Raw genomic sequence first — 23,898 nt, 5'->3', positions numbered from 1 at the left:
GCCGAACTTAAGTTCACGATTGATATGGTACAATCATCACCATAATGAGCATTTTAAAGGAAGTTTTTTCAATGGGATTTAAAGTCAATCATTATGCGGCAAAAACAATAAAAAGAACCCATACAGTGGATTGGGAGCTGATTTCAATCGAGTTGATAGTTGGTGTTATCTGCTGCGTACTTGCTGTTGTTGGCTATAAGGCGAGCATGTTACTTGTTTTCATTCCTGCTGCTTTGATTGCTTCGCTTTGCCTGATGGGTATTGTTTATAGTTTTTATTTTTGTATTAAAGAAAGGCAAGCTAAGCGCAAACAAAGTTGAATCGTTGTTAGATGTCGTTGCAATCGTTGATAAGCAATTTGCGACTTGAGTAATGAAGAGTTTTACGCATGTACTGGCATTTTATCGTTCAAAAATCTAGTTTTGACGCTGGTTGTCGAAGCGCCCGTGACTGAAGAAGTACTTTTTACGAACGGGACGGGATACTGAGTTTCACTGTGATATCGTCACATCATTGTATACGTCATCACTATAGTTGGATAGGAGCTAACACTATGGTTGCAGGTACAAAAGGATACGAAAAAGATGTTTTGACCTTTGCAAAGGTGAGTTTCGCTCTTGAGTTTGAGTATATAAACAAAGAGTTTTTACCTTTTTTACCAGATGCACCAGCGCGAGTACTTGATGCTGGGTGCGGCGTAGGACAGAACTCTGCGGCACTGTTTAAAATGGGCTACGATGTTGTTGCAATAGAGCCCTTAGGCGCCTTTCTAGAAGCAGCTAAGTTGCAGTTTCCAGAGTTAGAAATTAACTGGCAGCAAGATAGTTTACCTGATTTAAAGCTGCTGACACCCCGTGATGTGCTATTTGACTTTATTCTGATGGATGGCGTTTGGCATCATTTAAACTATTCGCAAAGAAAGCGCTGTATCGATAGATTGTCTAATTTGTTGTCTCCTGGTGGCGTCTGCGCAATTTCTTTGAGAAATGGTCCGGCAGGAAAAGGCACCCATATCTTTCCAACCAGTTGCAATGAACTATTCAAGTATGCGAAGGAGTGTGGACTCGAAGTTGTATTCCATGTAGAAGATCAGCCCAGCAAGATGCCACATAAACACAATGTAACTTGGTCTCGAGTTGCACTAAGAAAATAGCTTTTTTCTGACAATTTTGCGATACGCACTCGGCGTTTGGTTCATTTGCTCTTTAAAAGCCCTAGATAGCTGGCTCTGTGAGTTAAAGCCTACCGTCAAGGCAACTTCCTGAATGCTTAAGTTACTCGAGGCCAATAGCTCGCATGCCTGTTGGAGTCTAACTTCTTGCAAGTATGCAATGGCCGTTTTACCTGTGGCAGCTTTAAATCGGCGGTTGAAGCTTCGATAACTTATACCAAATTGCTGCGCAACTTCTGCCAGTGATAAGGCGGAGCTCGCATTGTTCTTTAGCCAAAACTGGATAGCGGCAATTTGTTCGTCACTGTGCCGATCGACAGCACCCTCTAAGTAACGTTGCTCTTCATAGGGCTTTCTGATCTCATGGGAAAAATTTTGTTGCACGTGATTGGCTGCGTCTTTGCCATAAAACTGCCCGATCAAATGCACCACAACATCCGCCAAAGCGTTGAGACTGGCTACAGTGTACAACCTATCAGACTGGGTTATGAAATAGTCGGGTTTTAACTCGACAGCAGGGTAGCTTTTCATAAATTGGTTGGCGTAGTGCCAATGTGTAGTTGCTGAATGGCCATTTAACATACCTGACTCGGCCAAAAAACATACGCCTGTGCCAACACCAATAATGGTGGCGCCACGCTCCCATGCAAAGGCTAAGTTTGTAGCGAGTTGCGGATTGTGCCGAACAACGGGTCTAGGGTTTCTCCAGATACTAGGCACAATAATATAGTCGTAGCTATTTAATGACTGAAAGTCAGAATGAACAGCCATATTGATACCAACACTCGTCGTTATATTATTCCCGTCCTCGCTTAAGCACTCTATGGCTAGAGGCTTAAAGTTTTGACCTTTGTGTCGCTTTGCATAAGCTTCACCAGCTTTGAGCATTTCTATAGGTAGCGTTACGCTAGTGATCAATAATTGCTCATATAAAGAAATGGCTATTTTTATTATTTCCATAAAACTCATCGGATCTGGTTAGGTTGGCGAAAAAAGTCAATTCAGTGGCGAATTGTGTAAAGTTATATTATCTACTTCATTCTAGAATTATTGCAACAAATATGTATTAAAGAGTTAAGTATGACAGCATTACCTATTATTGTCGGTATGGGTGGTATTAATGCCGCAGGTAGAACATCTTTTCACCAAGCGTATCGCAGAATTGTGCTAGATAAATTAGATAATGACGCAAGAGCAGATACCTTTTTAGGTTTGGCAACTTTGATGAATTTAGTGTCTGTGGACGGGGACAATCTCGTCACACACCATGGCGATGTCATCAGTAAGTCAGAAGTTGAAGCCAAAGTTGGTGAGCAAGTGATTGCTGGTACTTTAATTCGAAGAATAGAAAAAAACCACTTTGATGTAGATGCAACGCATTGGCAGCAGAAGCTAACAATTACTGCAAATACTGAGCAGGGTATCCGCTTTACCTGTCGTAAAAAAGACTTACCTACTCCAGTCCCTAGTAGTTGGGTGGTCGAAGAGGTGGATGCAAAAACGGTTAACGTCCATGTTCCTGAGCAATTAGAAGTTAAACACGACAGCTTCAGAGACAACCCAATTAAAGCTGCGGGCCAATTACCTACAGGCTTTGAACCTGCAAAAATGTATAACAGCCGTTACCAACCTCGTGGATTACAAGCCACGATATTTGCCGCAACTGATGCGATTAAATCAACAGGCCTTGATTGGGACGGCGTCATGTCTCGTGTGAAGCCTGATGAAATTGGCACTTACTCAGCATCTGTTGCAGGACAAATGGATAATGAAGGCCTCGGTGGGCTGGTAAGAAGCCGACTCAAAGGAGAGCGTGTAAGTACTAAACAGCTGGCATTAGGACTAAACACCATGTCAACTGACTTTATCAATGCGTATGTAACAGGAAGCGTAGGTACTACATTCTCGACAGCAGGGGCATGTGCAACCTTCCTTTACAACTTGCGCGCGGCTGTTAATGACATTCAGGCAGGCCGTACACGTGTAGCGGTTGTAGCCAGCGTCGAATGTGCACTTACGCCAGAAGTTATCGAAGGCTTCGGTAATATGGGGGCTCTTGCAAATGAAGAAGGTTTGAAAAAGCTGGACAATACGGATCAAGTCGATCATCGCAGAACGAGCCGCCCGTTTGGTGAAAACTGTGGTTTCACTATTGGTGAAGGTGCACAGGTTGCGATTTTGATGGACGACAAACTCGCTTTAGAACTCGGTGCTGAGGTAATGGGATCAGTCGTCGATGTTTTTGTAAATGCTGATGGCGTCAAAAAGTCGATTACGGCGCCGGGGCCTGGTAATTATATTACAATGGCAAAATCTGTGGCATTAGCGCAGGAGATTGTAGGCGAAGAATCTCTAAAAGAGCGTAGCTTCATCTTGGCTCATGGCTCAAGTACTCCACAAAATCGCGTTACAGAGTCTGCTATTTACCATAAAGTTGCAGAAGCATTTTCAATTAATGGCTGGAAGCTTGCTGCTCCAAAAGCTTATGTTGGGCACACAATTGCGCCGGCATCAGGTGATCAGTTGGCAATGGCCCTAGGTGTATTTAGCCATAATATTATGCCGGGAATTACGACAATTGATAAAGTGGCGGATGATGTATTCGATGAGCATTTGGATATACGTAATTACCACTATGACTGTGGCGACATGGACATTGCGTTCATCAACTCCAAAGGTTTTGGTGGAAATAATGCAACAGCAACAGTATTCTCGCCAAAAGTAACGCACAGTTTACTGGCAAAGCGCCATGGCGAAGAGGCACTTAATGGGTATCAGCAAAAACTGGCGCAAACTACCAAGAATCAGGAGGCATATAAAGAAGCCGCAGATTTAGGTAATTATGAGCTGATTTATCGCTTTGGTAACGGCATGGTGGATGAATCACAACTGACCTTAGACCAAAATGAATTACACATTCCAGGTTTTGAAGAAGCGATTAAGCTAACTGGTAACAATCAGTATGCTGATATCAGCAAATAGAATTAATGTTAAGCAACAAAGGCGCTAGGGAATAGCGCCTTTTTTTGTGCTTTAAGTACCGTTGATCAACGCAAGTGTTTGGCGTGAAACTCGATGTGCTGTTCGATAAATGAACTGATAAAAAAGTAGCTGTGGTCATAGCCATCATGCAACTGAAACTCGATGTTATAGCCGATATTTTTAGCTGCGTTTTGTAGTGCTTCAGGTTTTAGCTGGTCTACTAAAAAAGCATCGTCAGCGCCTTGGTCAATCTTGATTGGGATTTGTCTAGAGATGGTGTTTTGTCTCAAGAGCGCCGTTGCATCGTATTGTGCCCAAGAGGCCTCATCATCACCTAAATATCCGCTAAATGCTTTAATACCCCAAGGACAATTGGTTGGGTTTGAAATGGGGGCAAACGCTGAGATACTCTCGTATTGGAGGCTATTTCTAAGGCCGATAGTCAATGCGCCATGACCGCCCATAGAGTGACCACTGATTGACTTTTTCGTGCTGACAAGGAAATTTGATTCAATAAGCTTTGGCAGTTCGTTCGTGACATAGTCATACATGTTGTAATGGGTTGAGTAGGGGGACTGTGTTGCATTCAAATAGAACCCCGCGCCCAGCCCAAAGTCGTAACTGCCATTTTCATCGTCGGCAACGTCTTCACCACGTGGGCTAGTATCCGGCGCGACAATGACAAGCCCCCGTTCACTGGCATATTTGAATACACCGGCTTTTTGCATAAAGTTTTCATCCGTGCATGTCAGCCCTGAGAGCCAATATAAAACGGGGAGCTTGGTGTCGTTGTTTACTGACTTTGGCAAGAAAATAGCAAAGGTCATCTCGCAATTGTTAGTTGAGCTCTGGTGCTTGAAGCGTTTATGCACGCCGCCAAACACTTTGTTTTCGCTGATTAATTCCATATATTTTACGCTAATTAGAGATTGATAAAGGTTAAAGTGGAAGTCAACGGCAAGTGATAGACTTGCCGCGCGAAATCGCAATTAGTAATGAATGACCGAACGAATGCTCTTACCTTCGTGCATCAGATCGAATGCATTGTTAATTTCTTCCAATGCCATCGTGTGGGTAATAAAATCATTTAGCTTAAACTCACCTGCCATGTAGCGTTCTACAATCTCAGGTAGCTCTGAGCGACCTTTTACACCACCAAAAGCAGAACCACGCCAGACTCTACCCGTAACAAGTTGGAATGGACGTGTTGAGATCTCTTGCCCTGCGCCCGCAACACCAATGATCACAGATTCCCCCCAACCTTTGTGGCAGCACTCAAGAGCGCTGCGCATTACATTGACATTACCAATACACTCAAAGGAGAAGTCGACGCCACCATCTGTCATTTCGACGATGACTTCTTGAATTGGTTTGTCATAGTCGTTCGGGTTGATTAAGTCTGTAGCCCCAAGCTTGGTCGCTAAATCGAATTTGTCGGTATTGATATCGATACCGATGATACGACCAGCACCGGCCATAGTGGCACCAATTATCGCTGATAAACCAATGCCACCTAAGCCGAATATAGCGACTGTATCACCTTTTTGAACTTTAGCCGTATTAAGTACCGCACCCATACCAGTTGTCACACCACAACCCAATAAGCAGATCTCTTCTAGCGGTGCTTCTTTATTTACTTTAGCTAATGAAATTTCTGGTAAAACAGTGTATTCAGAGAAGGTAGATGTTCCCATATAATGGTAGATAGGTTCGCCATCTTTGTAGAATCTAGTCGTGCCGTCTGGCATCAAACCTTTACCTTGTGTTTCTCTGATTTTTTGACAAAGGTTTGTTTTACCTGATGTACAGAATTTACATTCGCCGCATTCTGGTGTGTAAAGTGGTATCACGTGGTCGCCGATTTCAACACCAGTAACGCCTTCGCCAACGGCTTCTACAATGCCTGCGCCCTCGTGACCTAAAATAGCAGGGAAAACACCCTCTGGATCTTCACCGGATAGGGTGAATGCATCGGTATGGCATACACCGGTTGCTGTAATTTTCACTAGCACTTCGCCAGCTTTGGGCATCATGACGTCCACTTCCTCAATACTGAGTGGTTTTCCTGGTCCCCAAGCAATGGCGGCTTTGGATTTAATGAATTGTGTCATGTTCTTGCTTTCCTGTTTTATAGAGAGGCTTAAGTATAACCTTTATTAGAAATTTGATAATCTCGAAAATAATAAAAGACTTTTACGGATATGTAATAATGGATAGATGGATTGGTATAGATGAGTTTGTCGCTGTTGCGGTGTGTGGATCATTTACTGGGGCAGCAGATCAATTAGATACATCGGTTGCGCAGGTAAGTCGCAGGGTCAAAGCGCTTGAAAGTACTTTGGGTTACCAGTTGTTAAATCGAACTACGCGAAAGTTATCGCTAACAACAGAAGGAAATGTATTCCTGTCACATGCCAAGCACTTGCAACATGTCTTGGATGATGCAACTTCAGCTCTTAGACAGAGGGACAGCCAACCAGCTGGAAAAATTAAAATGACAGCCCCAGTGATGTATGGCGAACAGTATATTATGCCTTTGGTAAACCAATTTATGTCCAAATATCCAAATATTCAAATTGATATGGAGCTCAATAACAACCAGCTTGATTTAATCGAGCAAGGATTTGACTTTGCGATACGCCTTGGCAATTTAAAAGACTCATCCATGAGAGCCCGGTTATTGACGCATAGACAAACTCTAGTCTGTGGTGCTCCGGAGTACATAGACAACAATAAACCAATCAAAAGCATTGCTGATTTAGATAACCACGCTTGTTTGGTAGGGCAGTCGAGTGTCTGGCGCTTTGTTGAGAAAGGAAAAGAGCGCCAGATAAGCGTCAAGGGACGGTTGCGTTGTAACAGTGGTTGGGCGCTTGTCGATGCAGCCAAGCAAGGCTTGGGTTTGGCACAGCTTCCCCATTATTACTTAATAGAAGAAATTGAAAAGGGTGAGTTGGTGGAAGTATTGAACGCATTCAGGCCAGAGGCGGAAGGGGTCTGGGCAGTGTATCCACCCAGACGTTATTTGCCTACCTCAGTCAGAGAGCTGCTTGAGTTTTTAGCAGAAGGGTTATTGTCAAACTAGTTGTCATTTCCTAGTGACATTGCTTCTAATGCCTTATTTAAAGCAGCTTCACGGCTGTGACAAAATGCATCTTTACCCAGCTTTTCACGAATATTGATTTTGTTCAGTTTTTCACTGGTCTCTTGGTTAGGTGAATAAATGAACACTTGAACATTCGCATCAATTGCATCTGTGATGGCATTTTCTATGGCCAAGCTTACTGTGACGTCCAACATAGCCACATCACTTAAGTCCAGTACCATGGTTTTATACTCACTGATGTATCTATGCTGACGTGCGATAGCCTTTGACACACTGAAAATCATTGGCCCAGACAAATAGAAAAATAATAGCTGGCCTTGTGCTTGCTCTAGTAGCGCCTTTTCATGGCTATTGAGCGGCACATCTTCATCTGTATCACTGTCGCTGATGGCTTTAACATGCTGCTCTTGAACACGACTTAATCGTTCGATAACCATGATATTTGAGATGAAAACACCCAGACCTACTGCGACGATCAAATCGACAAATACAGTTAAAAGCATAACGCCATACATGATCACCATTTGGCTAAGGCTTAGCTTATGCGCTCGTTGAATGAAACTCCAATCCAGAATATTGTAACCAACATATACGGCGATGCCTGCAAGTACAGCCATAGGAATAGGTTCAGTCAAACCGCCTGCGACAAATACCACAGCCATCAAGATCAGGGCACGAATAATGCCAGCCAGTGGCGAGCGAGCACCAACTTGAATATTGACGACAGTGCCCATAGTCGCCCCAGCCCCTGGTAATGCGCCAAACAAGCCTGAGATCATATTTGCTATGCCTTGACCTCGTAACTCTTTATCTGAGTCGTGTTCTGTTCGTGTCAAACTGTCGCCGATAACCGCAGTTAGAAGCGTATCTATACAGCCTAATGTACCAAGTACCAGAGCATCAATAACCATGGAAGTAAATTGCTCTGCGGTGAACGTAGGCCATACGATTGAAGGTAGGCCACTTGGGATTTCGCCGATGCGGCTAATGCTATCTTTGTCAAAGAGTAGGATAGATACTAGAGTCACTGCAACAAGCGCGACCAATTGTGCAGGAACATATTGGCGATACTTTTGTGGCAGATAAAACAAGATCCCTAATGTGAGGATCCCTAAAAATAACTCAGCAAAATGTAGGTCTAATAAGAGTTCAGGTAAGGCACTGAGAGTACCCAAAACACCGCCTGCCGGTGCCTGATGGCCTAGTAGAGGGGCCAACTGCAAAATAATGAGTATAACACCAATACCAGACATAAATCCGGATATTACGCTATATGGCATTAAGGTGACATATTTGCCTAACTTTAAAGTTCCGAGCAATATTTGAAATGCCCCGGCCATCATAACAACGGTAAAGCCCATTGCTAATCCATTTTCGGGGTACTGTGCCATCATGGTGGTCAAAACTGCGGTCATAATAACCGTCATCGGACCTGTAGGCTCAGAAATCAAAGAGGTAGAACCACCAAATAAGGCAGCAAAAAGACCGACGAGAATAGCGCCCCACATTCCTGCTTCTGCACCGGCACCAGAAGCAACCCCGAAGGCGAGGGCTAGGGGAAGAGAAATAATCGCAGTGGTCACACCACCGAACAAATCCCCCTTAAAATTCATATGCTTAAATCTGTCTAGGGATAACATAGAACTTCCATACCGCAAGATTTCACGCATTTTACACCAAATTGAGACATTAAGTAGCGGATAATTAAAAATTTTTTACACAACTAGGTGTGACCAGTGGATCTTATCTGTGTTAGCATTACCAAATTAGAAGAAATTAAATAATTAAATTTTAATATGTTTCAATCGGTTAGCCTATTTGTAGGGCTTAGATATAGTCGCTCATCCAAGGGAAATGCATTTGTTTCATTTATCTCATTTTTCTCTATTGCAGGGATCGCCCTTGGATTAATGTCTTTGATAACCGTAAATTCGGTTATGAACGGCTTCGAACAAAGCCTAAAAAATGCCATGTTGGATCTCATCCCACATATACAGTTATCGGCAAAAGAACATAATCAGCCAGCTACAAAGCTGGATGCACTTACATCGCTACCAGGTATTAAACGTGTCTCTCCTTATGTGACTTCGGATGTGATTTTACAGACCAATAAAGAGTTGGTCGGTGTTCGGCTACAAGGCTCATTTGATGGCTACCCAACTGCGATAAGCCCTCATATTGAATCAGGCAGTGTGAAATCACTGCATGATGATAGGTATCAGCTAGCGTTAAGTCGCTTTTTGGCAAATAAGCTGGACGTTAGGCTAGGTAGTAAAGTGCGAGTTATTTTTCCAGATATTACGAGTTACACTCCCTTAGGCAGAGTCCCCAAGCAAAGGCTATTTACGGTGGCGGCAATTTACAATTCACGCAGTGAGGCCGATACGAGCTTAGCCTTCGCTGATGGCAACAGCTTGATGAAAATGCTAAAGAAAAAGCCCGGCGAATACGATGTGAGTTTGACCCTAGATGACGCATTTTCTGTGTCAGATTTTAAGGCTGATCATCAAGCATTATTGTCTCAGTTTACCTACCAAGATTGGCAAGTCCAACAAGGGGCATTATTTGCAGCCGTTGCCATGGAAAAACGCGTTATGTCTTTACTATTAGCATTGATTGTCATTGTCGCGGTATTCAACATTGTTTCAGCGTTATCCATGATGGTAAGTGAAAAGCAAGGGGAGGTGGCGATTTTACAAACCCTTGGATTTACACCTAGTAAGATTGCTCAAGTATTTATGGTCCAGGGTTTATACAATGGTGTCGTTGGCACTTTGATTGGCTCGATTTTAGGACTGTTACTTGCTGCGAATATCAATGAAGTTCTGAATTTGATTGGTCTATCCCTATTAGGGGGAATGGCACTCCCAGTGAAATTTGATACTGTGGGCTTGTCCTTTATTATTTTCACCAGTTTATTATTAAGTTTTTTAGCAACGCTTTACCCTGCGAAAAAAGCAGCCAAAGTGATGCCTGCAGAGGTTTTAAGATATGAATGATCCAGTGATTCAATGCCAAGCACTCAACAAGTCCTATCAAGAAGCTGGCAATCAAGTGTCAGTTTTAAAAGGGGTCAACTTATCTTTGCAGCAAGGTGATACGCTTTCGATTGTGGGTAGTTCAGGTTCAGGCAAAAGTACGCTACTACATATACTGGGCACATTGGATGCGGCCACAGATGGCACGCTAAAAATTAAAGGTGTAGATGTTCAGTCTCTTTCGCGTGCGAAACAAGCCGATTTTCGTAATCGTCATATGGGGTTTATATACCAGTTTCATCACTTGTTAATGGATTTCAGTGCACTAGAAAATGTGGCTATGCCACTTTTGATAGCAGGTAAACCAAAGCAAGAGGCAAAAAATGAAGCTACAAAAATGCTTGAAAAAGTGGGCCTTGGACACAGAGCTGAACATCGCCCATCTGAGCTTTCTGGCGGAGAAAGGCAGCGTGTTGCAATAGCGAGAGCACTAGTAACCAAACCATCATTGGTACTTGCAGATGAACCGACTGGTAATTTAGACAAACATAACGCCCTTAAAATCTATGAGTTACTGAATGAACTTAACAAGGAATTCGACACCAGTTTTGTCATTGTAACTCATGATTTGGAATTGGCTGAAAAGTTAGGACGTGTAGTTCAGCTTGATGACGGTGTTTTGGTTGATTACCAGAAAACAGATAGGAGTGTGCATGCTTAGTCTGTTTTTGAGTAAACGGCTGCGAGAGTCCAAGCATCAAAGCGGTTTTATAGGTTTTCTCAGTAAAGCTTCAACAATAGGTGTGTTTCTAGGTGTTACTGTACTGATAGTGGCTCTGTCCGTAATAAACGGGTTTGAGCAGCAGCTTAAAGAAAGGTTACTGTCGGTTGTTCCACATGTGAGTTATCAAGCGCCTTATGACCCAATCTCGGACTGGCCTAGTAAAGTTGAATTGCTGGAAGCGCAACCTGGCGTAACAGCTGCGACGGCGGAAATCAATTTAACGGGTATGGTTCAGTACAAAGGCCAGTTAAAAGCAGCTCAGCTGAAAGGTATTGATCCAAGCCGACATGTCAACGTTTCGAGCATTCATGAATATATTCAGCCACTAAACCTAAAAGCCCTTGCAGCTGACGAAATTGTCTTAGGGCAAGGGATCGCTGCTCATTTGGGTGTAAACTTAGGGAATAAGGTCACGGTACTTGTCGCAAATCAGCATGCAAAAAATGCCCTTGCGGCACCTAAACGTGTTTCTTTCAATGTAGCAGGCCTGATTGCAATGGGAGGGGAGGTAGATAAAAATTTAGCCTTGGTCAACATTGCGAAGATTCAGCAGGCGCTTTCACTAGAACCAATGACCGTAACGGGGTTGCGACTTACTGTTGATGATGTCTTCAATGCGCACCAAATTGCGATGGATGCTGGCAGAATATTGCCAGATCTGGTTTACGTGCAAAGTTGGTTTAGAACACAAGGTAGTTTATATCAAGACATTCAAATGGTGCGAACTATTGTCTACCTTGTTGTTTTTCTGATTATTGCAGTAGCGAGTTTCAATATTATTTCTTCAATGGTCATGGAAGTAAAAGAAAAACAAGCTGACATTGCTATCTTAAAAACGATGGGCACAAGAGACAAAACAATTTTTATGACCTTCGCAGTACAAGGGCTAAGTTATGCATTAGTAGGCGCGTTTTTTGGGCTAATTGTCGGTACTTTAATCGCGCTTAATGTATCAGATATATTCGCTTTTTGGACTTCAATTGATGGTAGTAACCCATTGCAAGGGGTTTACTTTATTGAGTTTTTACCGAGTAAATTGGAATTTTCGGATATCATAATTGTACTATTGGCGACAGTGGTAATTTCAATTATCTCGAGTGTATATCCTGCATGGCAGGCTACTAAGGTGCAACCTGCACGCGTACTTGGTGGTGGGTAGTTTACGCAGCGCGAGATTTAGCTCTCAAAGTGTAAGTAACTTGATTTGTCTTCAAGTACATATTCAATAAAGGCGTCTATTGGAAGCGGTTTACTATAATAGTACCCCTGAACATATTGGACGCCTTTTGCTTTTGCATAAATCATTTGCTCCATGTCTTCCACACCCTCTGCGACTAAGGGTTTATCGAGGTTTTTTGCCAAAGATACAATTGAGTTAAAAACGGATTGCAATTTTCCATCTTTGACCACGTTGGTCACAAACGAGCGGTCAATTTTGATTTCATCAAAGTGCAGCTTACATAAATAACTTAGGCTTGAAAACCCAGTACCAAAGTCGTCAATAGAAATGAGTAACCCTTTGCTTTGTAGAGATATAAGCACTTCATTTACATAGGAGAAATTATCGATTAGGGCCGATTCGGTAAGTTCTAATTTAATGCAACGCGGATCTATGTTGTAATCAGATAAAGCGGTAAGCAATTTACTTTCAAAGTTGACATCCAAAATTTCTACGACACTGATATTGATGGCAAACATATAGTTTTTGGGATCAATACCTTCGCGTCTGAGCTTGTCTTTGGCTTCCTTTATTTGTGAAAGTGTAAACATAGTGAGCTTATTGATATCCCCTGTACTCTCTACAATAGGAATAAACTCAACAGGTGAGACAGGTTGACCGTCGAGCGTCCACCTCATCAAGCATTCAGCGCCAATCAAACATTCCGTCTTGGTATCGTGTAGAGGCTGTAGCACAACATTAAAAGCATTTTTTGACTTTTCATTATGTAAAGCATCTCTTAGCGCAGTCTCTATTTTATTTTGCCGTTCGATCTGTCGCGCTAACCCTTCTTGAAATTCAACCAATCTAAGCTTTTCCGATAGGACATCAAAAGTTGCCATTTCTGCTTTGTTGAGGCTTAGTTCATGGTCATCTTTACTCGTTTCTTTGTAATACCCCAAGGCGACATTGCTATAAAAGCTACTGTCATTGAACTCAAATGGCTCGTTTAGGTGGTTGTATAAGGCCTCGATATTGAGGGAAGAAGAGTTGGGAACAAATACACAAAAGCAATCAGATGAGTGTTTGGAAAAAATACCTTGTTCATATTCTCCTTGGAAGCGTGACAACACTTCCATAAATACAAGGTTCGCGACACCAATGTTCCAAACTTCAGAGATCCTTTGATAGTTGCAAATTCGAATACAGCACATAACGCCTGCGGTATCCAATTCTTGTACTTTTGCTACAAAGGCTTCTCTGTATAAAAGGCCTGTGTGTGGGTCGCGAATTGCCAGTTGTTTATTTAGCCGCCGAATAGCAACTAATTCTTCTATTAAATCTACTTTGACAAAAGTGAGAGAATTTTTTTTTGTATAACTAAACCGAACCCAGTGCACATTACTGTTGTCTACACTAACCCCTAGCTCTAGCTGGTCAAAACAGGTTTCAAATAATACGTCTTGGCTTTTTAAATCGTTAAAGTCTTCGTCGAAAAATTTTAAGGTAGGGCAGTTAATAATATTATCACCTACTTTTAGTGCGATTAAATTACTGGCTTTGTCTGAGATGCCTGTAATGGTGCCGTCTTGTTCATAGGCAACGTAGATAATATCTAGCAGTTCTAGAAGGCTTTTTTGCATAACTAGCACCTTAACACTTTTAAAATTTGATACGGGATATTGCTTAGTGAAAAGACTTTATCAACGGCGCCTCGTGCAATGGCTTCTTTTGGCATACCAAACACAACGCAGCTTGCCTCACTTTCAGCAAAGTTTATTGCGCCAGCATTTTTCATGTCTAGCATGCCAGATGCACCATCATCGCCCATGCCTGTTAGTATTACGCCAATTGCGTTTCGCCCGACTGACTGGGCGACTGACCTGAATAAAACATCCACTGAAGGCCTGTGCCTGCTTACCAAAGGACCATCACGTACTTCTAAATAGTAGTCGCTACCTTGACGTTTTACCAACATATGCTTACCGCCAGGCGCTATGTATACGTGACCTGTTTTTAATCTCATTGCATTTTCACCTTCAACGACTGTATGGCGAGTAACCGTGTTGAGCCGTTGTGCAAACGCATGGGTAAACTTGCTAGGCATATGCTGAACTATGACAATTGGGGGAGTATTGGGTGGCAAAAGAGACAAAAACCCTGTGAGGGCCTCAGTGCCCCCAGTTGAAGCGCCAACCGCGATGACTTTTTCTGGAGTAATAGGTGGTTTAAGCTCATTTGGCGCAGTAGGCGGCAGCATTTCATCAACGGTGTGATTATGCCGTACTGATTCTTCAGCTAAGTAACGCAGAGGTTTCACTTTCGCCTTTCCCGCCGCTTTGATCGCATCAATGATTTGTGTGATACCTTGATTATTAAGGAAATCTGACAGGCCCTGACTTGGTTTGGCGATAACATCGACAGCACCAGAAGCGAGTGCTTCCATCGCGGTTTCAGTGTGCTTTTGTGTGAGTGCCGAGCACATGATAATTGGGGTCGGCTTCTCTTGCATGATTTTCTTTAGGAAGGTGATGCCATCCATTTTTGGCATCTCAACATCAAGCAAAATGACGTCAGGCCAATTCATTTTCATTTTTCGCTCAGCTAATATCGGGTCAGGTGCTGAACCAATAAGTTTTAATTCTCTATCATGCTGTATGATTTCGCCGACGAGTTGCCGCATTACCGCAGAATCGTCAACGATGAATACGCTGATCATAACCTAACCTTTTTATAGATACAGGGTTGAATTAACTCCAGCCCTGGGCGCTTTTTTCTCAATGACTCCGAATGTCCTAAAAACAAAAGGCCACCATGATTAAGACGATGCACAATATTATCAATAATTGCTTTTTGTTTAATTTCGTCAAAATAAATTAAGACGTTGCGTAAAAAGATAATATCAAAAGAATAGTCTACCTTTCGTAAGTGCAACAAATTGTCTACATCGAATGTACAGTGGCTTTTAATTGACTTATTGACCGTAAACGTTCCCTCATTTGGTCCTATGCCCTTTAAACAATAGGCCTTTCGGTATTTTTTAGGGATTTTTTGTGCGGTAGAAACAGCAAAGCACGCTTCTTTGGCCATTTCTACCGCAGTTGGAGAAATATCAGTGCCTGTGACAGACCAGCGTCCATTGTAGAATAAGTCATCTAACACCATGGCTATTGAGTATGCTTCTTCCCCGGTCGAGGAGGCTGCACTCCAAGCTCTGATAGGCACGTTGCGACTACGCCTGTTTCTATAATATTCATACATAAACTCGAATTGAGACTGTTCACGAAAGAAGTAAGTTTCGTGTGTGGTCAGCTTGTCGATAAATATATCAAGTTCTTTGTGTCCGTTAGGACTGGTAATTAACTGGTAGTACTGGTTATGTGTTGTGCATTTTGTTGCTCTAAGCCGGGAACTCAAGCGACTTGCCATTATGTCAGCCTTAGCATTGTTCAACCGAATACCCGTGTGTTCATCGAGCACTCTGTTCAATTGATTGAACTCCAGCTGACTGATGGTCATGTATTAAAATTACCTTTGGCAATAATCAATAAAAAACTGCTCTTGTTCATGCTTTAACGTAGAGTTGATTTCATTCACATTGAGCACTTTTGCAATGTCCAATAATGTGGTGAGTTTGTTATTAATCTTTGCCATTTTCCACTCAAAATGACGAGGGATGTTGGAACCAAAGGAAGGGGAAGATTCGAGCTTGTTCAGATCAATAAACTCGATGGACACCACACTATTCACTAACATACCAAGCGTCATTGACTCTTCTAATGATTGGTCAAAAAAATCGTACAACACGATACAACTATATTTGTCATAAGGGGTTACTGATTTTAGACCGAGGCGGCTTTGTAGATCTAACACTGGTATCACGCTGCCACGGACATTGATCACGCCGCGAATAACATCAGAACACATTGGGACCATAGTTGTTTCAACCAATTCAATGACTTCTTTTACAGAGTCAATAGGGATCCCAAAGTGATCATGGCCAACTTTGACAAATAAGTATCTTAGTTCACCTTTTTGCTGAATATGGGTCAGTTCTTGATGTCCATCACTCATGGTTTACCTCATTTGGTGCTTCTTCATCTAAGTTTTCTTGCGTTTCAATGTTGTCACCAGGCTCTTGAGATGTTTCGTTAAGGTCTGCGTTATTGAGATCCTCAATAAGTTTTAGTTCATCTAACGTGAGAATTTTAGATATATCTAAGATTGTCATTAGCTTATCGGGTAACTTGGCCAATCCAAGTACAAATCGGCTGTGAAATTGTCCACCAATACTTGGCACTGCATCAATGTCTGCCCCAGAAATATCAAGTACTTTGGTGACCATATCTACTTTTAAGCCTATCGTTATCTGTTGGCTATTGAACAGGCATTCAGCGATAATAATGCAGGTTCGATTGGTAATATCTTGAGATTGTTTACCAAGGCGCAAGGAGAGGTCGAAAACCGGGATAACCTCTCCGCGTAAGTTAATAGCACCAATAATAAACTCGGGTGCCATGGGGATAGGGTCAACCTCAATATATTCCATGATCTCCTTAACCAAAGAGATATTGATGGAGTAAGAGGCATGATTGAGTTCAAATGCCAAATACTTATCTTTGTCGACTAAACTACTTTGATTAGTATGATCTGTCATAACATTTACTCATCAAACGGTGTATAGCCTTCTTCTGGCATTGAACTTGATGACTTAGCTTCTTGTACAGAACGTCTCAACTTCATCATTTGCCTATCGTTACTGAGTTTGAAGTAGTTCACTGTAGAGCGAATATCACTGGTTTGGTCTTGCACCATTTTGGCGGTTGAAGCTAGTTCTTCCGATGCTGACGCATTTTGTTGCGCAATTTCATCTAATTGCGAGACAGTTCGGTTGATTTCAGCAACACTCGTGCTTTGCTCTGTTGAAGCTGCGGTGATCTCTTGTACCAAATCAGCGGTTTTACCAATATTAGGCACCATTCTATCTAGCATTCCTCCGGCATGTTGCGCTATTTTCACGCTGTTATCTGCCAGTGTACTGATATCTTGTGCAGCAACTTGTGAGCGCTCAGCAAGCTTTCTGACTTCATCTGCTACTACGGCAAACCCTTTACCGTGCTCGCCAGCTCTTGCCGCTTCAATAGCAGCGTTAAGTGCAAGTAAATTAGTTTTGTAGGCAATGTCTTCAATGATTCCAATTTTTTCAGCAATTTGTGTCATGGCTTTAACGGTATCCTTTACAGCGCGACCGCCATCGTTTGCTTCGCTACTTGATTGCTTGGCAATGTCATTGGTTACCTTAGAGTTTTCTGTATTCATTGAAATTGAGGAGCTCATTTGCTCTAAAGACGCGGAGGTTTCTTCTACGCTGGCTGCGAGTTGGTTCGACGTAGAACTGAGCATTCGCGATGTCGTTCCCACTTCGTTAGTACTATGGGCAATAGATTCAACAGATTCTTGAATGTCTAGCAGGATATTTTGCAGACGTTCAATAAAGCCATTGAAACTGCGTGCAGTTTCTCCTATTTCGTCATTGCCAAAATCTGGAATGCGTCTTGTTAGATCTCCCTCACCTGAACGCAAGTCTTCAGCCGCTTCAGCGAGTGCGTTGATGGGAATTACGATACCCCGGATCAGAAAAGCTGCCGTGGCAGTTGCCAGCACAATGGCCACAACTAATAGTGCCCATACTAACGAAATACTTTCTCGAGCTGCGGTGACTAAAGCGTTGAGAGATTCATCACCCTCTTGAATGGCCTCATTTGATATCTCTTCTAAGAGGTCTTCGATTTTGTTGAATACTTCATGTTCGAGGCGGTCAACATCCTTAGATGCCTTGATTTTATTGCGCGGATCATACATGGCAAAAATTTCTTTACCGCCATTGTATAGCTCGAGGTACATCCGCTCGACCTCACTCAGCGCTTTTATTTCTGGAGGTTTTCTTTCTAGGGGTTTGATATCAGCTAAAAAACCAGAGAATGTTCTCGCATCTTTTTCAAATGCCGAGTCTGCACCTAATGCACCACGCATATATGCATTCAGGGAGCTCATCATATCCCCTTGTTCATCAATTAACTCAAGGTAATAGCGAACACCTGGTAGGTCATCGTTAACCACTTCATTGAAGTCACCGCTACTACCTGCATCAGCCACTTCTTCTTCTTTCAATGTGTCTAGAAGTTGCTCAAGAGGGATGGCAAACTCTTTGTTTAGATAGTCGTATTTATCAATCGCCTTTGCTTCTAACAAGGGGTCGAAGCGGTCGAAAATCAACTCTTGATTTTCATTTGCGTAGCGAGTAACTAATTCTTCCAGTTGTCTCAATAGAGAATTATTGACTGTTCCAAGTTGTTTCAAGTCCTCTAAATAACGAATGAACTCATTGTAATTTGAACGAAAGTCCTCACTCTCATCAGACTCGCCAGCAATATATTCCAGCACGTTACTGTTCATATCCCCCAGCTCGTCCAACATGTTTAATGCGTAGATTGTTTCAGGTATATCCACTTTACCGACGTCTACCGCAAACTCTTCAATTTCTCCATTTTTAAGCTGAACAGACATTGCTATGACTAATAACAATACCCCCATGGTAAACATCGCAAGAATAATCTTGTTGCGAATCGTAAAGTTCTTAAACATGTTAGCTCTCCGGGATTACCTAATGCTTTTTCTCTAACGCCTCATAAACTGAAATTGCAGACTTTATAAGTGCGGAAACGTCTAAAATAATGGCGACATTTCCGCTACCTAAAATGGTCGCACCGCTAATACATTTGAGTCCTTCGAACAACCTTCCTAGTGGTTTTACAACTGTTTGGAACTCGCCTTTAAGCGAGTCCACTACCAAACCAGCACGCAGCGTGCCGAACTGAACAATGACCAGAGATTCTCTGGTATGATCTATTTGTTCTTCAATACCAAATAAGGTTCTTAACCGTATAAATGGCAGAACTTCAGTTCTTAAATTGATATAACTTTTATCCTGAATATCCTGCTCAGATACCACTTCATGAAGCTCTAAACACTCGACAACGGTATCCAATGGGATAACATAGTTTTCTTTGTGGACCTCGAACATAAAACCATCGATAATAGATAAAGTAAGAGGTAAGCGAATTAAAATGGTTGAACCTTGCCCCGGTGTGCTTTCAACTTCAACACTGCCTCTTAGGCTGTCGATGTTTCGCTTCACGACATCCATTCCCACACCGCGTCCAGAGATATTGGTGATCGACTCAGCAGTTGAGAATCCGGGTTCAAAAATCAACAAGTTAATATCTTTTTCTTGAAGAGTTTGGTTTGCGGAGACTAGCCCTCTGTCGACTGCACGTTTTAAAATCTTTTCTTGATCTAGCCCTTTGCCATCATCACTCACTTCAATTACTATTGAACCTGAGTCATGATACGCTTTAAGTGTTAACTGTCCTTGCTCGGGTTTACCTTGTGCACGCCGTGTATCTGGATCTTCTATACCATGATCAATTGCATTCCTTACAATATGCATTAGTGGATCACTGACTTTTTCTACAAACGTCTTATCCAGTTCGGTTTCTGCACCGACTATGGTTAATTCCACTTGCTTTCCAAGCTCGTCCGCAATATCTCGTACAACACGTTTAAACTTATTAAACGTTTCACCAATTTGCACCATTCTGAGTTTTAATGAGCTATCTCTAATGTTTTCGACAAGCCGTTCTAGAAGCGCCATTGCTTCGATTAGGGTTTCGTTGCCTGTTTCATGAGCAAGCAAGTTGGTTCTAGCGCCAGTTATGACCATCTCCCCAACTTGATCTATGAGCCTGTCTAGTTTCAGCGCCTCAACCCGGAGTGTCTTACTTTTATGAAGCTTTGATGTATTTACAGTTGGTGCAGCGCCTGATTGTTCAAGGGTTTGTTCGGGTGGAGGTGTTTTTTCTTTTTGATTTAGCAATTGCATTATGTCAGCAAAAGCAGGGTCTGCTTCTTTGAGAGAGTGGGTTACAAAGTCAATGTCTTGATATTTTTGAATACTGGCTTTGAGGATCTCAGTGTCGCCTTGAGGCGGTAAAATGGCGATATAAGCTTCACTGCGAATAAATTCAAAAATGTCAATGATGTCATTTTCCGTTTTGTCTGTATTGAACGATATTATAAACGACAAGTAATTGGACTCAGGGTCAAATTGTTGTGGTCCAAACATTGAATCAAACCATGTACTGACTTTGAGATCATCTGTTTCTGAATTCAAATAGTGAATGAACGAGTAGGGGTCCAATCCATTCCTGAGCACATTTTCATTTGGCACAAAAAATAGTACCCAGCGCTCGTTATCAAGTTGGTTTCCCGAGGTCGTTTTTTTAAAAACTTCATCTTGGGCTTCATCGGCATCTGCTTCAATGTATTTAGAGAAGCAAGAGACTAAATGATTTACTTTATTGAGTAGGTCTTGATCGGGCTCTGTTTCAGCAGCGGCGAGTGTGATGAGTGTTTCTGTTGCATCTCTGGTTTCTAGATAGAGTGAAATTAAGTCTTTGCCCAATTGCAGTTCACCATTTCTGGCACTTTCCAATAACGTTTCTGCGATATGGGTCAGTGTAACGACATGCACAAAATCAAAAATGCCTGCGCTGCCTTTGATTGTATGAATGGCTCTGAACAGTGCGTTGATAATTTCGCTCGCATGTTCTTCAGAGGTTTCAGACTCCAAGTCTAGAAGGCCATTCTCCATCTCTTGCAACAGTTCTTTTGATTCAGTGACAAATGTTGCTATAGCCGAAGACAAATCAATAGACATGACTACCCCTTAGTCATTTGGGGGCGTGGACATGCCAACACCCAGTTTTTGACAGCGCGCTTCGATGACGTCATTGGTGGAGATAGTATCAATTTTTAAACCTATCTTTTGGCTGTGATAAACAACCCAAATTATGAGTTGCAGGCCCGCTGAATCGACTTCCGTGGTCTCACTAAAATCAAAAGAAACGCTGTCTTTTTCTGAAATATATAACTTTATTTCATTGAACGTTTGTTGAACTTCGTAAATTGTCAGCTCTGTTGGAAATTTAAAACACTCAGACATACGTATTCTCTACATCATTAAAAGTTTCGATACTGCTTGCAACATCTGTGCTGGCTTGAAGGGTTTGACCATCCAAGCTTTGGCGCCAGCTTTTTTTCCCTCTTCCATCATACTTTGCTGGTTTTCCGTAGTGAGCATAATGACAGGCGTAAACTTGTATTGCGGCAATTGCTTAGCTTGCTTTACAAATTCGATGCCGTTCATATTGGGCATGTTCACATCGCTGATTATCAAGTGTATTTTATTGCCATTTAGCTTAGTTAAAGCGTCTTTACCATCTCTGGCTTCGACAACATTAAATCCCGCCCCGGTTAGAGCAATGTTTACAACTTGTCTGAGAGAATCAGAATCGTCTACAACTAGAATGGTTTTACTCATAACGTCCTCATAAGAAAGTTAAATCATCAACTGTGTCGTCGTCACGACCTTTGGATAAGATGCTACGTTGCTCATTAGTCGCAGCAGTTTTTTTCAATTCATTACTGATCCTTTGATGATTAAATTTGGCTGTTTGGCACTCTCTGCGACTCAAAATAAATTGGTCTATTTCTTCAATCATGATATTTAAAGCGATAGTGACACTGTCTTGGATCTGATCGACTCTGTCTTGAAACTGCAAATCAACAAGGATCTGAGAGATTTTTTCTCGAATTTCTAAATTCGACGCATGTAATTCAGCTGCATGAGATTCGACGTGCTGCGACAGAGCCAGCCATTCGTCAACAACGGTATTTATCTCGGTGCGATATTTTTCAGTCAGCACTTGCTTTTTTTCAAGCTCTGAGTTCATCAAGTCCATTGAAGAGCGCATTGCATTGGCAATACTTTCTATGAGCTGGCCAATACGTACACCGGTCTCGCCACTTGAGTTGGCCAAAGAGCGCACTTCGTCGGCGACCACAGCGAAGCCTCTACCATTCTCGCCAGCACGCGCCGCCTCAATTGATGCATTTAGTGCAAGCAAATTGGTTTGCTCAGCAATTTTTGACACATCAATTGACATGGTTTGAAGTTCGTTACTTTTATCTACTAGATCCTTAATGGTCGTAGTCATCTGTGCCTGTGAGTCGTTGGTTTGTTCAATATAGGCGAGTACGCCATTTAACTTGTCTCGACTAGACTCTGAAACGTCTTGTAAACTGGCCCCACTGTCATTTGCTGTTCTATCTAGCGTAGCTGATATATTGCCAACGAGATTTGAAAACTCTCCTGACATGTTTACGACGGAGCCTTTTGTCTGTTCTCTAGCACTTGACACTTGGGCAATCAATTGTGGAATGATCACGCTGCTGAGTTGCTCTAAACAAGCGAGGTCTTCTTGTTGTTCTTGTATTATGTTGTCGTGGGGTAGGGTTGGCTCCTCTTGTTGCTCAGCCTGCTGTTGTGCGAGTGCCAACTTTTGCATAAACAAACTCGCAGCAGATAAACCCGCCATAAGCACTGAGATAGCTACTGAGTCAATAAATATTAAACCAATAACGAGTACCAATATTGGCACAATGTAAGATACAAACAAAAACATGTTACTTAATCTTCAGTTGGATTAATTTTAGCCTAGTAAAGTATGATTATTGTGCAAACTTTAATTTATGTCTGCACTTTGGCGTTTCTATGTTGCAAGTCATTAACGAAATTAATAGAGTTACAGGCAAGTTGAAGTGCGTAAGAATAAAAGTAAGCAAGGTTTATTATGTCTAAATCACAACAGCAGCAGTCACTACAATTGTGGCAAAGAGAGCAACTACAAGCTGCGCAGCGCCATTTGGCAGAAAAAGGAATTATCACCAATAAAGTCATTGAAAAAGAGTGCCGCATTTTGCCACCAGCGATTGCAGTTTGGAAGCTGCAAGACGAACAGGGCAAAGGGTATTGGGCAATAACAGGACAAGTGCCAACCGATGCTACCGGAGACAAAGCCGCGAGCAATGCGAGAGAAGCGCTGAGGTATTTTTCATATCAATGGCAGCTCAAAGCAGATGGCATTATTACGGCCGGTGTTAAAGAGAAAACACAAGTGGACTTTGCCAACTTACTGGTCAACAAAGCTCATGACATATATGCAATTTATAACAATGACAAATTGTGGGCTAGTGTAGCATCGTAAATGGTTCTGAGTTTATCATCGAAGCTGGGCACTTGAGACGTTGTCTTGGGATCCCCGCTTCCATAAAAACGCCACCCTGTTTGCTGAAGCCTGATTTTACAAAGGTGGGTACTTCTTCCAAAATACATTGCACAAAAACCTCTTTAAGACCTTTTTGCTGTGCGAGATCTGCAAGGTACCCGATTAAAGATTGATAGGCTTGTCTATTTCGGTGATCTTTAACAATTGCGATACGGCTGATTAACCCGTCACTGCACAGCCGACCTGTACCAACAGCCTGGTGGTTTTCATCGCGAATCAAGACATGATCCGCAGTTTTATCATGTTGATCGAACTCAACATGCTTTGGTAAGTGTAATTCGCACACAAACACTCTTTCACGAATTTGGCGCAGCTGTCCCTGAGTTTGTTTCCAACTCACTTTGTCGACGTGATAAATCATGATTACCTCTTAGCGAAAATCATACAACACGCCCTGACGAATAAGGGAAATATCAACCCTTATTATTATTTTAGGTGCCAAATATCGTGACACCTTGTTTGTATGGTT

General features: G+C 42.3%; 23 protein-coding genes. 8 read left to right on the top strand and 15 right to left on the bottom strand.

The genetic code is table 11. From position 1 onward, the window contains the following. Positions 1-71: 71 nt before the first annotated feature. Positions 72-320 (top strand): hypothetical protein, encoded by a 249-nt coding sequence (locus QNM18_RS08940; RefSeq protein WP_284136940.1) that lies wholly within the window; start codon positions 72-74, stop codon positions 318-320. 233 nt (positions 321-553) lie between these two features. Further along, a complete protein-coding gene (locus QNM18_RS08935; RefSeq protein ID WP_284136939.1) occupies positions 554-1,153 on the top strand; it encodes a class I SAM-dependent methyltransferase in 600 nt (199 codons plus the stop codon). Here the strand turns inward: QNM18_RS08935 and QNM18_RS08930 are convergent. After that, the gene (locus tag QNM18_RS08930; protein ID WP_247687317.1) at positions 1,142-2,131 is read right to left on the bottom strand and encodes a GlxA family transcriptional regulator; all 990 of its coding nucleotides are present in this window, start codon (positions 2,129-2,131) and stop codon (positions 1,142-1,144) included. The genes QNM18_RS08935 and QNM18_RS08930 overlap by 12 nt on opposite strands. Positions 2,132-2,251: 120 nt before the next feature. On the opposite strand from QNM18_RS08930, the gene QNM18_RS08925 reads away from it, so the two are divergent. Continuing rightward, positions 2,252-4,153 carry a beta-ketoacyl synthase gene (locus tag QNM18_RS08925; RefSeq protein WP_211010166.1) on the top strand — a complete coding sequence of 634 codons (1,902 nt, stop codon included), beginning with the start codon at positions 2,252-2,254 and terminating at the stop codon, positions 4,151-4,153. 65 nt (positions 4,154-4,218) lie between these two features. Here the strand turns inward: QNM18_RS08925 and fghA are convergent, their stop codons facing one another. Beyond that, positions 4,219-5,061 (bottom strand): S-formylglutathione hydrolase, encoded by an 843-nt coding sequence (gene fghA / locus QNM18_RS08920; protein WP_284136938.1) that lies wholly within the window; start codon positions 5,059-5,061, stop codon positions 4,219-4,221. 81 nt (positions 5,062-5,142) lie between these two features. Next, on the bottom strand, positions 5,143-6,264 hold the full coding sequence (locus QNM18_RS08915) for an S-(hydroxymethyl)glutathione dehydrogenase/class III alcohol dehydrogenase (protein WP_211010164.1): 1,122 nt from the start codon (positions 6,262-6,264) through the stop codon (positions 5,143-5,145). Between the two features lie 98 nt (positions 6,265-6,362). Here QNM18_RS08915 and QNM18_RS08910 point away from each other — a divergent pair, with 98 nt between their 5' ends. Further along, complete coding sequence (locus QNM18_RS08910; RefSeq protein WP_284136937.1) at positions 6,363-7,238, top strand: LysR family transcriptional regulator; 876 nt, start codon at positions 6,363-6,365, stop codon at positions 7,236-7,238. Here the strand turns inward: QNM18_RS08910 and QNM18_RS08905 are convergent. After that, positions 7,235-8,899: a SulP family inorganic anion transporter gene (locus tag QNM18_RS08905; protein WP_211010162.1), complete on the bottom strand. Its 1,665-nt coding sequence runs from the start codon at positions 8,897-8,899 to the stop codon at positions 7,235-7,237. The genes QNM18_RS08910 and QNM18_RS08905 overlap by 4 nt on opposite strands. Positions 8,900-9,055: 156 nt before the next feature. Between QNM18_RS08905 and QNM18_RS08900 the strand changes: the two genes are divergently transcribed. The 3 genes from QNM18_RS08900 to QNM18_RS08890 are packed head-to-tail and all read left to right on the top strand — an operon-like array spanning position 9,056 to position 12,180. Next, on the top strand, positions 9,056-10,258 hold the full coding sequence (locus QNM18_RS08900; protein ID WP_284136936.1) for a lipoprotein-releasing ABC transporter permease subunit: 1,203 nt from the start codon (positions 9,056-9,058) through the stop codon (positions 10,256-10,258). After that, positions 10,251-10,958: a lipoprotein-releasing ABC transporter ATP-binding protein LolD gene (lolD, locus tag QNM18_RS08895; RefSeq protein WP_211010160.1), complete on the top strand. Its 708-nt coding sequence runs from the start codon at positions 10,251-10,253 to the stop codon at positions 10,956-10,958. The genes QNM18_RS08900 and lolD overlap by 8 nt, the downstream gene beginning before the upstream one ends. Next, positions 10,951-12,180 carry a lipoprotein-releasing ABC transporter permease subunit gene (locus tag QNM18_RS08890; protein ID WP_284136935.1) on the top strand — a complete coding sequence of 410 codons (1,230 nt, stop codon included), beginning with the start codon at positions 10,951-10,953 and terminating at the stop codon, positions 12,178-12,180. The genes lolD and QNM18_RS08890 overlap by 8 nt, the downstream gene beginning before the upstream one ends. 17 nt (positions 12,181-12,197) lie before the next feature. Here QNM18_RS08890 and QNM18_RS08885 read toward each other — a convergent pair whose 3' ends face one another. The 10 genes from QNM18_RS08885 to QNM18_RS08840 are packed head-to-tail and all read right to left on the bottom strand — an operon-like array spanning position 12,198 to position 22,766. Next, the gene (locus tag QNM18_RS08885; RefSeq protein ID WP_284136934.1) at positions 12,198-13,823 is read right to left on the bottom strand and encodes a bifunctional diguanylate cyclase/phosphodiesterase; all 1,626 of its coding nucleotides are present in this window, start codon (positions 13,821-13,823) and stop codon (positions 12,198-12,200) included. A 2-nt stretch (positions 13,824-13,825) separates the two neighbouring features. Continuing rightward, a complete protein-coding gene (locus tag QNM18_RS08880; RefSeq protein ID WP_211010157.1) occupies positions 13,826-14,899 on the bottom strand; it encodes a protein-glutamate methylesterase/protein-glutamine glutaminase in 1,074 nt (357 codons plus the stop codon). Then, positions 14,896-15,699 carry a CheR family methyltransferase gene (locus QNM18_RS08875; RefSeq protein WP_211010156.1) on the bottom strand — a complete coding sequence of 268 codons (804 nt, stop codon included), beginning with the start codon at positions 15,697-15,699 and terminating at the stop codon, positions 14,896-14,898. Before QNM18_RS08875 ends, QNM18_RS08880 begins: the two co-directional genes overlap by 4 nt. 9 nt (positions 15,700-15,708) lie before the next feature. Next, positions 15,709-16,254, bottom strand: coding sequence for a chemotaxis protein CheW (locus QNM18_RS08870; RefSeq protein ID WP_211010155.1), 546 nt, complete (start codon positions 16,252-16,254; stop codon positions 15,709-15,711). Next, the gene (locus QNM18_RS08865) at positions 16,247-16,837 is read right to left on the bottom strand and encodes a chemotaxis protein CheW (protein WP_211010154.1); all 591 of its coding nucleotides are present in this window, start codon (positions 16,835-16,837) and stop codon (positions 16,247-16,249) included. The genes QNM18_RS08870 and QNM18_RS08865 overlap by 8 nt, the downstream gene beginning before the upstream one ends. Before the next feature lie 5 nt (positions 16,838-16,842). Next, the gene (locus tag QNM18_RS08860; RefSeq protein ID WP_023401665.1) at positions 16,843-18,825 is read right to left on the bottom strand and encodes a methyl-accepting chemotaxis protein; all 1,983 of its coding nucleotides are present in this window, start codon (positions 18,823-18,825) and stop codon (positions 16,843-16,845) included. Between the two features lie 19 nt (positions 18,826-18,844). Next, positions 18,845-20,959 carry a chemotaxis protein CheA gene (locus QNM18_RS08855; protein WP_284136933.1) on the bottom strand — a complete coding sequence of 705 codons (2,115 nt, stop codon included), beginning with the start codon at positions 20,957-20,959 and terminating at the stop codon, positions 18,845-18,847. Positions 20,960-20,968: 9 nt separating this feature from the next. Beyond that, positions 20,969-21,244 (bottom strand): STAS domain-containing protein, encoded by a 276-nt coding sequence (locus QNM18_RS08850; protein ID WP_284136932.1) that lies wholly within the window; start codon positions 21,242-21,244, stop codon positions 20,969-20,971. A gap of 9 nt (positions 21,245-21,253) precedes the next feature. Continuing rightward, the gene (locus tag QNM18_RS08845; RefSeq protein ID WP_039608997.1) at positions 21,254-21,622 is read right to left on the bottom strand and encodes a response regulator; all 369 of its coding nucleotides are present in this window, start codon (positions 21,620-21,622) and stop codon (positions 21,254-21,256) included. A gap of 7 nt (positions 21,623-21,629) precedes the next feature. Continuing rightward, positions 21,630-22,766, bottom strand: coding sequence for a methyl-accepting chemotaxis protein (locus QNM18_RS08840; RefSeq protein ID WP_211010151.1), 1,137 nt, complete (start codon positions 22,764-22,766; stop codon positions 21,630-21,632). Positions 22,767-22,934: 168 nt separating this feature from the next. Here QNM18_RS08840 and QNM18_RS08835 point away from each other — a divergent pair, with 168 nt between their 5' ends. Further along, positions 22,935-23,348: a DUF4826 family protein gene (locus QNM18_RS08835; protein WP_211010150.1), complete on the top strand. Its 414-nt coding sequence runs from the start codon at positions 22,935-22,937 to the stop codon at positions 23,346-23,348. Here the strand turns inward: QNM18_RS08835 and QNM18_RS08830 are convergent. Further along, complete coding sequence (locus QNM18_RS08830) at positions 23,332-23,790, bottom strand: GNAT family N-acetyltransferase (protein ID WP_211010149.1); 459 nt, start codon at positions 23,788-23,790, stop codon at positions 23,332-23,334. The genes QNM18_RS08835 and QNM18_RS08830 overlap by 17 nt on opposite strands. Positions 23,791-23,898: the final 108 nt, after the last annotated feature.

The organism is Pseudoalteromonas obscura (genome assembly GCF_030135505.1).
Lineage (GTDB): Bacteria > Pseudomonadota > Gammaproteobacteria > Enterobacterales > Alteromonadaceae > Pseudoalteromonas > Pseudoalteromonas obscura.
This window is presented reverse-complemented; position numbering and strand designations above follow the sequence as displayed.